Origin of the sequence: Nisaea sp. (genome assembly GCF_039990255.1) — a bacterium.
Taxonomy (GTDB): domain Bacteria; phylum Pseudomonadota; class Alphaproteobacteria; order Thalassobaculales; family Thalassobaculaceae; genus Nisaea.
In genome coordinates, this window is the sequence record NZ_JBDXGG010000023.1 from 140,529 (window position 1) to 152,438 (window position 11,910).

General features: G+C 56.0%; 12 protein-coding genes. 10 read left to right on the plus strand and 2 right to left on the minus strand.

The genetic code is table 11. The features are described from left to right. Positions 1 to 19: 19 nt before the first annotated feature. Positions 20 to 778 (plus strand): sulfite exporter TauE/SafE family protein, encoded by a 759-nt coding sequence (locus ABJ076_RS21790; protein ID WP_348195004.1) that lies wholly within the window; start codon positions 20 to 22, stop codon positions 776 to 778. 44 nt (positions 779 to 822) lie between these two features. Next, entirely contained in the window at positions 823 to 1,491 is a 669-nt protein-coding gene (locus tag ABJ076_RS21795; RefSeq protein WP_348195005.1) for a glutathione S-transferase family protein, read from the plus strand. 15 nt (positions 1,492 to 1,506) lie between these two features. Here ABJ076_RS21795 and ABJ076_RS21800 read toward each other — a convergent pair whose 3' ends face one another. Next, entirely contained in the window at positions 1,507 to 2,277 is a 771-nt protein-coding gene (locus ABJ076_RS21800; protein WP_348195007.1) for a tetratricopeptide repeat protein, read from the minus strand. Next, entirely contained in the window at positions 2,259 to 3,041 is a 783-nt protein-coding gene (locus tag ABJ076_RS21805; protein WP_348195009.1) for an alpha/beta hydrolase, read from the minus strand. Before ABJ076_RS21805 ends, ABJ076_RS21800 begins: the two co-directional genes overlap by 19 nt. Before the next feature lie 111 nt (positions 3,042 to 3,152). On the opposite strand from ABJ076_RS21805, the gene ABJ076_RS21810 reads away from it, so the two are divergent. The 8 genes from ABJ076_RS21810 (at position 3,153) to ABJ076_RS21845 (ending at position 11,838) form a co-directional block, all read left to right on the plus strand. After that, entirely contained in the window at positions 3,153 to 4,322 is a 1,170-nt protein-coding gene (locus ABJ076_RS21810; RefSeq protein ID WP_348195011.1) for a glycosyltransferase family 4 protein, read from the plus strand. Further along, the gene (locus ABJ076_RS21815) at positions 4,312 to 5,295 is read left to right on the plus strand and encodes a glycosyltransferase family 9 protein (RefSeq protein ID WP_348195013.1); all 984 of its coding nucleotides are present in this window, start codon (positions 4,312 to 4,314) and stop codon (positions 5,293 to 5,295) included. Before ABJ076_RS21810 ends, ABJ076_RS21815 begins: the two co-directional genes overlap by 11 nt. Before the next feature lie 214 nt (positions 5,296 to 5,509). Beyond that, entirely contained in the window at positions 5,510 to 7,429 is a 1,920-nt protein-coding gene (gene thrS / locus ABJ076_RS21820) for a threonine--tRNA ligase (protein WP_348195015.1), read from the plus strand. Between the two features lie 101 nt (positions 7,430 to 7,530). Then, the gene (gene infC / locus ABJ076_RS21825; protein ID WP_319025097.1) at positions 7,531 to 8,019 is read left to right on the plus strand and encodes a translation initiation factor IF-3; all 489 of its coding nucleotides are present in this window, start codon (positions 7,531 to 7,533) and stop codon (positions 8,017 to 8,019) included. A gap of 149 nt (positions 8,020 to 8,168) precedes the next feature. Next, positions 8,169 to 9,206, plus strand: a complete 1,038-nt coding sequence (gene hemH, locus ABJ076_RS21830; protein ID WP_348195018.1) for a ferrochelatase — start codon at positions 8,169 to 8,171, stop codon at positions 9,204 to 9,206. A 395-nt stretch (positions 9,207 to 9,601) separates the two neighbouring features. Next, on the plus strand, positions 9,602 to 10,171 hold the full coding sequence (locus tag ABJ076_RS21835; protein ID WP_348195021.1) for a hypothetical protein: 570 nt from the start codon (positions 9,602 to 9,604) through the stop codon (positions 10,169 to 10,171). A 217-nt stretch (positions 10,172 to 10,388) separates the two neighbouring features. Continuing rightward, a complete protein-coding gene (locus ABJ076_RS21840; RefSeq protein ID WP_348195023.1) occupies positions 10,389 to 10,904 on the plus strand; it encodes a hypothetical protein in 516 nt (171 codons plus the stop codon). Between the two features lie 361 nt (positions 10,905 to 11,265). After that, positions 11,266 to 11,838, plus strand: a complete 573-nt coding sequence (locus ABJ076_RS21845; RefSeq protein WP_348195026.1) for a hypothetical protein — start codon at positions 11,266 to 11,268, stop codon at positions 11,836 to 11,838. Positions 11,839 to 11,910 lie beyond the last annotated feature (72 nt).

The following is an 11,910-nucleotide window of genomic DNA, read 5'->3' on the forward strand; positions in this document are numbered from 1 at the left end:
ACCAAGGCTTCATCACGTAATGTTCGAGAGCGCGTATATCGGGTGGGACTTGCATATCTGGGCGGTCGCCATCACAGCCACACTGATCGGTGGGGTCATCCGAGGATTCACGGGATTCGGGTTCGCGCTGATTCTGATCAGCGCATTGCTGCTGGTCGCCGATCCGGTTGCCGTCGTCCCCCTGACTCTGATCCTCGATCTGCTCGCAGGTTTTACCCTGCTGCCGCGCACTTTCCGGCAAGTACACTGGATCGGAATCCGGCAGCTTCTCATCGGGTCTGCCGTAGGCGTGCCAGTCGGTTTCGCCTGCCTTCTTCTGGTGGCGCCGGAGCCGATGAAAATTGCGATTTACTTCGGAATCCTGGCCTCAGTCCTGCTGATCGCCAAGGGTTTCAAGCTGGCGTCTGTGCCCGGCAATGGCATGCTGGCAGGAACGGGTGTGGTCGCGGGACTCATGTCTGGAGCGTCCGGCGTCCCCGGCCCTCCAGTGATACTGCTTTATCTGTCGTCTCCACTACCTGTCTCGACCACGCGCGCGACCGCAATCGCCTTTTTTATATTTGTCGATATTTTCGCCCTCGGCCTCGCCGCCTACAAGGACCTGATGAGCATAGACATGCTCCTGCGATGCGCTTTCTTGTTCCCACTCATGGCCATTGGCACGTCAATAGGACACCGGCTGTATGGCCTTGCCCAACCTGAAACGGTCAAATTGGCGGCGATTATCCTGCTCGGTGTACTCGCGATTGTCGGCATCGGTAAGGTTCTGTTAGTTTAGCGCCGCCAACCACAGGGCATCCCCCAGACCTAACGGTGAATTGAATGCCGACCCTCTATCACCTTTGGATTTCTCCTTTCTGCCGGAAGGTTCGCGTATCCCTTGGCGAGAAGAAAATCGAGGCCGAGACCAAGGTCGAGCAGATCTGGGATCGGCGCCCGGAATTCCTTGCCATGAACCCGGACGGCACGGTGCCAGTCTTCGTCGACGATAATGGAACCGTGGTCGCCAACTCCGGCGCAATCTCCGAATATATCGAGGAAACGCGCCCGGATGTCCCACTTCTGCCCGGCGATGCCGCAGCGCGCGCCGAGATCCGCCGTCTGGTCGCCTGGTTCGACCACAAGTTCAATACGGAAGTGACCGAGATGCTGGTCGGAGAGAAGCTGATGAAACGCTTCCTCGGCACCGGTGAACCCTCAAGCGCGGCGATCCGTGCTGGGCATACGAATATCGCCACCCATCTGAGCTATATAGGCTTTCTCGCGGAGCGGCGGAACTGGCTCGCCGGAGACCATTTCAGCCTCGCCGACATCACCGCCGCGTCCCATATCTCCACCGTCGACTATATCGGCGACGTGCCGTGGGAAAAGTATCCCGAAGCCAAGGAATGGTACGCCCGTGTCAAGTCCCGCCCGAGCTTCCGCCCCTTGCTGTCAGACCACATCCCCGGCGTTCGCCCACCGGCGCACTACGCCAACCTGGATTTCTGAGCCGCCGGAATCCAGCTAGCGGACGACCACGTCCATCTCTTCGATACGCCCGCGTGCAGCAGCTGCAGCACCCGAGTCGGGTGCAAGCCTGATGACCTGCAGCCAGTCATCACGGGCACCGTCCAGATCGCCCTGATACTGGCGAAGGATTCCCCGTTCAAGCAGCGCATCCGGATTGAACGGTGCAAGCTCCAGAACAATCTCGACCTCTCGTGCTGCATCCTCCAACCGGTCTAGCTGACGCAATGTCACCGCCCGGTAGATATGAGCTTCGGCCAGGTCCGGATCCCGCCGGATCGCTTCGTCAAGATCGGCGAGAGCTGCATCGTGTTTTTCCAGCTCCATAAGCGTGACAGCACGGTCCACCCAAAGCTCCGGGTCGCCCGGCGCCAGGTCCAGCAGTTCGCTCTGCAACTTGAACGCCTTGTCGGCCCGTCCGGCGAGATACCAGGCTTGCCCCGCCTGCATCAGTATACTGCCGAGCAGAGCCGTTCGCGCTGTGCCGAGATCTGTTGCCAGACGCTCCAGCCGCGATGCGGCCTCGTCATATTGGTGCAGCTGCAGCAAAGCGACCGCAAGACAGTGCCGCGCTGGAATGCCGCCGCCTTTCTTGTACCAGGCAATACCGCTGCTATAGGCCTCCTCCGGCTGTTCCCGGGTAAGCGCCATACAGGCTTGATATTCCTTCTGGTGATCGACCTCGGCAGCGGCCGCTACCGGGATCGTAACGAGGAATGCAATTCCGGCGAGCAGTGCGCCGGTGAAGTTCAAACGCTTGCGTCGCACAACGACGCCACGGTCTGCGACAGAATTTCAAGATCGCGATCGGTCGAAAGCCGATGATCACCGTCCTTCACGAAACGGACCTGGACATCCTCGCTCTCAACATTTTTGGCGATGCGCAGTGAAAGCTCGTACGGCACCGATTCGTCGCGCATGCCATGCAATAGGCGGATGGGCACATTGATCGGCATTCTTTCACGCATCACCAGATGGTCCCGGCCATCCTCAATCAGCTTCATGGTGATCGTATAGGGCTCGTCGCTGTATTCGGAGGGCTCGTAATAAACACCGTCACGCTGCAGCGTCTCCTTGATCTCGTCGGAGAATGTTGCCCACATCAGATCCTCGGTAAAATCCGGCGCGGCAGCGATACCGACCAGCCCGGCAAGCCGCTGCGGCCGTTGCAGGGCGGTCTGCAGCATAATCCAGCCCCCCATTGAGGAGCCGACGAGAACCAGAGGGCCGTCTGTGACCTGGTCAATCAGGTAGAGCGCGTCGGAAAGCCAGAGCCCGATAGAGCCATCCTTGAACTTTCCCGAAGACTGGCCATGTCCCTGATAATCCAATCGAAGGAACGACTGCCCCCGTTCACGCGCCAGAGCCCCAAGCTTCAAGGCCTTGGTGCCCGTCATGTCGGACATAAAGCCGCCAAGAAAGACAATTGTGGGTCCGCGCCCGTCCAGTTTGTGATAAGCGAGGCGTGCGCCATCCGGCTTTTCAATGTAGAGGGGCGTGGGGTCCGGCGACTGCTGGGCTTGCTCGGTCATTGTGGTAAACTTCATAACAATGAAAACAACATGCTTGGAACGCCGGTGAACGACGGCCCCTCCATGAGGCCTAACATACCGAACCTCCGCCAATCGAGCGGTGATTACGATATGTTCCGCCGACCACCCGAAGACAAGAAGCCGGTCGTGCTGCAGATTCTTCCCGCCCTGGTGTCCGGCGGTGTGGAGCGCGGCACCATTGACGTCGCGCGCGCGCTTGTCGAAGCGGGCTGGGACGCTCTGGTGATTTCCGCAGGCGGGCCGATGGTACATGACCTGACCCGAGTCGGCGCGCGTCACATCCAACACCCTCTCGGCTCAAAGAACCCGCTCAGTTGGCGGCAGAATTTCGACTGGCTGGTCGATGTCATCCATCAGGAAAACGTTGACATCGTCCACGCTCGCTCGCGCATGCCGGCCTGGATTGCCTGGCGCGCGGCGCGCAAGAACAAGATACCGTTCGTCACCACGTTTCACGGTCGCTTCCCGGACACCAACCCACTGAAAAAGCTTTATAATTCGGTGATGGTGCGAGGTGACAGAGTGATTGCCATCTCACATTTCGTCGCGCACGAGATCGAAACTCGCTTCGGCACCGGCAGCGACAAGCTGCGGATCATCCCGCGCGGGGTAAATGTCGACCTGTTCAATCCTGACGCAGTCTCCGCCGAGCGGATGATCAAGCTCAGCCGCGAGTGGCGTCTGCCAGACGGTGTGCCGGTTATCGTCATGCCCGGCCGGATCACGCGCTGGAAGGGGCATGACATCCTGATCGATGCGCTGTCCAAACTAGGCGATCAGCCGATCCACTGCATTATGGCTGGATCATATGAAGGCAAAGAGAGCTACAAGGCGGAACTTGAGCAGAAAATTGCCAGGGCCGGCCTCAACGCATCGGTCATGTTCTCCGGTGCTGTTGTGGATATGCCCTGCGTCTATCAGATCGCCGACGTTGTGGTATCCGCGTCCATTGACCCCGAACCATTCGGCCGGGTGATGATTGAGGCTCAAGCCATGGGCCGACCCATTGTCGCGACAGATCATGGCGGCGCCCGAGAATCCGTGCTTCCGGGACAGACAGGTTTCCTGGTCAAACCGAACGATGCAGAAGCGCTCGCGGAAGGAATTCGCACCGCACTCGCACTTACGGCCGCACAGCGGGCCGTGGTTACCAAGACAGCCGTTGCGCATGTCCGCGAGAACTACACGACCAGCGACATGTGCGCCCGCACCCTTTCTGTTTATCAAGAAGTCCTGCCGCTCTCGCCAAATGCCGGATAATTCGGAAGCTGCAACTGGCGCAAGCCAGGAACACCGGCGCCTCCTGGTCATCAAGCTCGGCGCGCTCGGTGATTTTATCTACGCGCTCGGCCCGATGCAGGCGATCCGCCGTCATCACCCTGAGGCAGAAATCACCCTTCTGACGCGCTCAGCCTATGCCGAGCTCGGCGAACGCAGCGGACTGTTCGACAGCGTATGGACCGACAGAGAGCCCAAACTCTTCAATTTACCGGCAGTGCTTTCCCTGCGCGCCAGACTAACCGGCGCAGCATTCGATCGGGTATACGACCTGCAGACATCGGACCGGACCGGATTTTATTACCGGCTGTTCTGGCCGGGCCCGAAACCCGAGTGGTCCGGCATCGTCCCCGGTTGCAGCCATTATCACCATTACAAACGCCCGACCTTGACCCATACCCAGGACCGGCAGCGGACCCAACTCGAAATAGCCGGGATCACGGATGTTCGACCGTCTGATCTCGCCTTCATGGACAGTGAAATTCGGCAGTTCGATCTGCCGGAAAATTTCGCTCTGCTGATCCCGGGCTCGTCGCTGAAAATGGCGATAAAACGCTGGCCCGCCCTCTCTTATGGCGCAATTGCACAACGCCTGCACAAGGCGGGAATCACGCCGGTGCTAATGGGCGGCAAGGAAGATCAGGACGCTATCCGGATAATCACGGAGACTTGCCCGGAAGCACGGGATCTCTCCGGCAAAACTACGCTTTACGATATCCCGGCATTGGCCCGGGCGGCTTGCATTACCATCGGCAACGATACCGGCCCGATGCATATGGCCGCGCTCTCGGGTTGCCCGACCATCGCGATCTTCTCGACCAAAAGCTTCCCGGATAAAGCAGCCCCTCGCGGAGAGAATGTCAGCCTGCTGGTTGAAGAAAATCTAAACGACCTTGCTGCCGAAAGCGTATGGGATGAGATCGAGAAAAAGCGACGCATCCAGCCCAAAGCTTAGTCTTTCCTTGCGGCAAGGCGGTTCTGGCGCTACACAGCCACCCAAGCGCAACGGCAGATTTCACGGACCCATGTGGCATCCGACCCAGACAATCGTGACTAGTTAGCCGTTTCGGCCTGGCCGGCCGGGACGGCATACGGATCGGGAATCCTCCCGTCCCAAGGCCTTGCGAAAAATCTGTCACGAAATCTCTCCCTCAAATGGGTCAAACATCATGCCTGCCATTACACTACCCGACGGCTCCGTCCGTTCCTTCGATGCCCCCGTTTCCGGCGCGGAAATAGCAGCCGATATCGGCCCTGGCCTTGCCAAAGCCGCGATCGCCATCCGCATCAACGGTGCGCTCAGCGATCTCAGCCTGCCCATCGCCGAAGACAGTCAGGTCGCCCTTGTCACCAAGAAGGACCAGGAAGCGCTTGATCTGATCCGGCACGATTGCGCGCACATCATGGCCGAGGCCGTGCTGGAGCTGTATCCCGAGACACAGGTCACTATCGGGCCCTCCATCGAGAATGGCTTCTATTACGATTTCTTCCGCGAGGAGCATTTCACGCCGGACGATCTGGAAAAGATCGAAAAGCGGATGCATGAGATCGTTGATCGCGATGAGACCATCACCCGCGAGGAATGGGACCGGGACGAAGCCGCCCTGCACTACAAGAAGGTACACGAGCCCTTCAAAGTGGAGCTGGTCGAGACAATACCCTCGGGCGAGACCATCAGCTTCTATCGACAGGGTGACTTTCTCGATCTCTGCCGTGGCCCGCACATGCCATCGACGAAATATACCGGTCACGCCTTCAAGCTGATGAGTGTGGCTGGCGCCTATTGGCGCGGCGACAGCAACAGGCCGCAGCTCCAGCGCATCTACGGCACGGCCTGGCCGGACCAGAAGCAGCTCGATGCCCATCTGCACATGCTGGAAGAGGCAGAGAAGCGCGACCACCGCAAGCTCGGCCGCGAATTGAACCTCTTCCATGTGCAGGAAGAGGCGGTTGGCTCAGTCTTCTGGCACCCACATGGCTGGACGCTCTATCAGATCATAGAGAACCACATGCGCAAGAAGCTCGACCGGGCCGGGTATCAGGAAATAAGGACACCACAGCTGATTGATCGCGCCCTTTGGGAAGCCTCCGGACATTGGGACAAGTTCCGCGAGAACATGTTCACGGCCAATGCCGAGGACGACAAGGTTCTCGCGCTAAAACCAATGAACTGCCCGGGCCATGTACAAATCTTCAAGCAGGGTCTGAAGAGCTACCGCGACCTGCCGTATCGGCTGTCCGAGTTTGGCGCCTGTCATCGCAATGAGCCCTCGGGCGCACTGCACGGCATCATGCGGGTGCGCGCCTTTACCCAAGACGACGCTCACATTTTCTGCACCGAGGATCAGATCACAGAAGAAAGCGTAAAATTCTGTGAACTGCTTTCGGCGGTTTACAAAGACTTCGGATTTACAGACGTGCGGGTGAAATTCTCCGATCGCCCGGAAGTCCGCGCAGGCGATGACTCGACCTGGGACAAGGCTGAGAAGTCGCTGAGCGATGCTTGTGACGCAGCGGGTCTCAAGACAACGCTCAACCCGGGCGAAGGCGCCTTCTATGGCCCCAAACTGGAATTCGTGCTGACCGACGCGATCGGCCGGGACTGGCAGTGCGGTACGCTGCAGGTCGATTTTGTCTTACCGGAGCGGCTAGACGCCACCTATATCGCCGAGGACAGCAGCCGAAAGCGCCCGGTCATGCTGCACAGGGCGATTCTGGGTTCATTGGAGCGTTGGATCGGTATCATTATTGAGCAATATGCTGGCCGCTTCCCGCTCTGGCTCGCCCCTGTACAAGGGGTGGTCGCCACGATCACCAACGATGCGGATGAGTATGCGGCGGAGGTGATGGAGAAATTCAAGGCCGCCGGTCTGCGGGTCGGGATGGATCGCCGGAACGAGAAAATCAACTACAAGATCCGCGAGCACAGCGAAGCCAAGATCCCGGCAATCCTTGTTGTTGGCCGCCGCGAGGCGGAAGAAGGCAAGGTCGCGTTGCGACGACTCGGCGGAAAAGCGCAAGAAGTGCTTGCACTCGACGACGCCATTACTAGACTTAAGGAAGAGGCTCTGGCTCCGGATCACATCTGATCCGGACCGGCTCCTGCCCACACACCAGAAACAGATAACGAAGGAGGCGATAGATCGCCAGACCACCATTCAATCAACCGCCGGCCAAGGATGGCCCGCGGGTGAACCGTGATATTCTCGCTGAAAAAGTCCGCTGCATTGATCCCGAAGGTGAAATGCTTGGTGTGCTGACTGTTCGCGAAGGCATTCTGAAGGCTGAGGAATTTGGCCTCGACCTCGTGGAAGTCTCGCCGAACGCCGACCCGCCCGTCTGCAAGATCCTCGATTACGGCAAGTTCAAGTACGAAGCTCAGAAGAAAAAGAACGAAGCCAAGAAAAAGCAGAAAGTCATCGAGATCAAAGAGATCAAACTGCGTCCGAACATCGACGCGCATGATTTCGAGGTAAAGATGAAGAACGTGCGTAAATTCATCGGCGAAGGCGACAAGGTGAAGGTCACCCTGCGTTTCCGTGGCCGTGAGATGGCGCATCAGGACCTCGGTATGAACGTGCTGAACCGGGTCCGCGACGAGATGGAAGAAGCGGCCAAGGTAGAGTCCTATCCGAAGATGGAAGGCCGGCAGATGATCATGGTCATCGCGCCCCGCTAACCGCGCTTCTCTTCGCGACATCCCGTCGCCCATATGGTCCGATGGCCCCGCTCTGGCGGGGCCTTGGCATTTAGGGATGAAACAGGACTGGTTTCCGGCTCCATGCGTCCTATGTTGGGACCGTTCCAGGAATAACAACGGACCACATCATGGCCCTCGCCCCCAGACAACTTCCCTCCGACCATCCCACTCTGCCTGCCGAGAAGATCGGTGTTTTGCTGCTGAATCTTGGCACGCCGGACGCGACGGATACGAAGTCCATACGGCGATACCTGAGAGAATTTCTCTCGGACGAACGGGTTATCGAAGTCAATCCGCTGCTGTGGCAGATCATCCTCAATCTGTTCATTCTGCCGACCCGGCCAGCCAAGACCGGTCATGCATATGAGCAGATCTGGATCAAGGAAACGAACGAGTCACCACTGCGCCTCTATACCCGAAACCAATCGAACAAACTGTCCGACATGTTCGCGGACAAATACCCAAACGTGGTTGTCGATTGGGGTATGCGCTATGGCAATCCGAGCACCGAGAGCAAGATCCGGGAACTGAAGGACAAGGGCTGCGAGCGTATCCTGTTGGTCGCGCTCTACCCGCAATATGCTGCCAGCACGACTGCTACGGCCTACGACAAGGCCTTTGAGGCACTCATGAAGCTGCGCTGGCAGCCGGCCGTCCGGTCCGCTCCCGCCTATCATGACGAGCCGGCCTATGTCGACGGCCTCGCCAACTCAATCAAGACTCACCTAGCGGGTCTCGACTGGACTCCCGACTTACTCATCACCTCCTATCACGGGTTGCCAGAACGCTACTTCCTGAATGGGGATCCGTATCACTGCCATTGCTTCAAGACCACTCGGCTGGTCCGGGAGAAACTTGGCTGGGCCAATGACAAGATGATGGTCGCTTTCCAGTCCCGCTTCGGTAAGGAAGAGTGGCTGAAACCGTACCTGCAGGACACGGTCGAGGACCTGCCAACCAAGGGTGTGAAGAACCTTGCCATTATCTGTCCAGGCTTCTCCTCCGACTGCGTCGAGACACTGGAGGAGATCAATATCGGTATTCGGGAAACTTTTGCCGAGGCAGGTGGCGATAATTTCACCTACATCCCGTGCCTGAACGATAGCGATGACGGGATGAAGGCGATTGAAGCCGTGGTGACGCGAGAGCTACAAGGCTGGATCTGAGGCTTAGCTCCCTGTCACACGAACACTCCCGAACAACGCTTTTGCCAAGGGCCCCTTCCGTAGATCGGAAAGCCGCTTTCGACTATTTGAAGGCTTATACGATTGCCAGGCTGATCTCGAACCACACGAGTGAGAAAATCCCGTCGCATTCGAGATTTTACAGCGAGTGGATCGACCCAAACACTATTTGAGCTGACCAATTTCCATTTTTCAACTCAGGCGAAACAATCCGGACATTATTTTAAAATTAGAAATCAAAAACACTAAATCCAATAAAAATTTCCCGCAAACACTCAAGTATTCAAATTTCTTTTTTATGGATACTTTCAAAAATCACACTATTATATCTACGCATAAACACGGCTCCTCCATAGAAGCGAGGATAGGAAACGCTCATGTTCGGTTTTGGAAAAGATAAAAGCGCCGAGGAAGAAGCAAAACAGCGCCAGATCGAGGCACTTAAGGCATCGATCGAGGCCGCATTAATGCAGATGAAAAAACAGGCGCAGGCTGCTCTGACGGACCGATGCGAAGCCAGCGCCAAACGTTTGACAGAAATGCTCAAGAACCCGAAATTGCCGAAAGAATTCGTCAAACAAATTCGTGACGGTTCTGACGCGTTACTTTTGCACGCTTACATGAAGGCTACCGCTCTCGCCTCCAAGGCGGCTATTGACGCTGCCATGGCCGATGATCTTGAAACGCGTTCGGCGAAGATCAAGGAGGCGCGCGAGAAATTGTCAGGCGCCATCAAATACAAGGCTCCCAAAGATTTCAAATTGCAGTGCGAGCGTATGCTTGAAGTCGCCTTGTTCTCCGGCGGAGTGAAAGCAAAGGGCCCCACAAAGGCGAAACCACGTGACACAGCACCGAAGGTAGAAAACCGCGCCAAATCGATCGACTCCTCGCCGAAAGCCAAAGCGGGAAAGTCGCTCCAGAACTATGCTAAACCTGTTGGCGCTTAGTGCTCGGAAATCGACCGTACGCACATGCTGATTCCAAGGAACGCCGGACAGTCGTGTAGCCAATTTCTTTGCGACAAAAATATTGATAGGCTATTTTTTGCTTGAAATCCGCCAGTTTTACCTGATTTTGTAATTTTATGTAGCAATTACATAAAAAGCATTTTAATATTTACCGATCATTAATCATGCACCATCAACAGAAAGTTGGAGGCTGCCGATGTTCGGTAACACGGAAACCAGAACTGTCGAGGATGATGCGGCGATCCGCCGGATCCATGAGTTGGCACCAGCGGTCAACGGAGCTCTGTTCCAGATCAAGAAACAAGCGGAAAGCGGTCTCACCCGCCGCTGCGAGGCTTCAGCTACAAGCCTGAAAGAAGTGATCAGGAGCGCAAAACTGCCGAACGCTTATACCGACGAGACCACCGGTGCCCTAGATGCCCTGATGATGCACGCATACATGAAGGTAACAGCCGAAGCGTCGATGGCCGCGATTGAGGCTGGCCTGGAAGACGAGATCGACCGGCGAACAAAGAAAATCAAGGAAGCACGCGAAAACTTATCTGGTGCCATGAGATACAAGGCACCGAAGAGCTTCCAGCGAAAGTGTGAACGCATGCTGGAGACAGCGCTATTTTCCGGCGGCATAAGGGCAAAGGGTCCCACAAAAGCAAAACCGCTCGACAACACTCCACCAGTGGAGAATTGCGCAAAACCCGTATTGGCGATTTAGACGCCTTAATTCCGCACGACATGCTTAGACCAATTGCGCAAACTTCGTCATCATCAAACCCAAGCTGGAAACGGGATGATGTAGCGACGTCTGGGATCAGTTATCTGTCCCCGACAGCAAGACCCGCAACTAAAGACAGTAATAGCCGCAGACTAAGATCGAAAATATTTCCGTTAACACGAATTTCACCGACCCAATAAATAAATAATTGATGCCTATTAATATTTCTCAAAACGATTAGAAAAATATCAAATAAAAAATAAAATACATATTATTTTTTTCTGGATTTCAGACTCCAGAATAGTAAAATATCTGAAAACTAATTAGATAGAATTAAATATTAAGGAGGATAAAATTAAAATTGCCTGAATCAAAAGAAAATTTAAGCGCTGAAGATGAAGCTGAGCAACGTCTCATAGACGAGATGAAGATCACCATCGAAAGCGCGCTCCTGCAAATGAAAAAACTGGCAGAAATTGGTCTTTCCGATCGTTGCGAGGAAGTGTCTAAATACCTGATCGAGATATTGAAAAATCCCAAACTACCAAAAGACTTCGAAAAGCTCGCACGCGCTGGCGTCAATAAAATGATGCTCAACGCCTACATGAAGGCTACCGCTCTCGCAGCAAAAGCCGCGATTGATGCAGCCATGGAAGACGATCATCAAAAACGGTCGGAGAAGATCAAGGAAGCGCGGACAAAGCTGTCCGGTGCCATGAAGTACAAGGCATCTCGGGAATTCAAACAAAAGTGCGAGCTTATGCTCGAAACCGCTATGTTCACGGGCGGTGTGAAGGCAAAGGGTCCGACTTTGGCCAAACCGCTCGACACAGCGCCAAAGATCGAAAAAACCGACGCGCAGGCCGAAAGCCCGCCCGAGCAGATCGCGGACGAAAAAGTTCCTCAAGAAACAGCCGATACAGTCAGCGCGTAAGACTGCCCTGCGGCGGTTGAAAGACTGGCTACACAAAAAGGCCGGGCATAAGCCCGGCCTTTTTGTATTCAG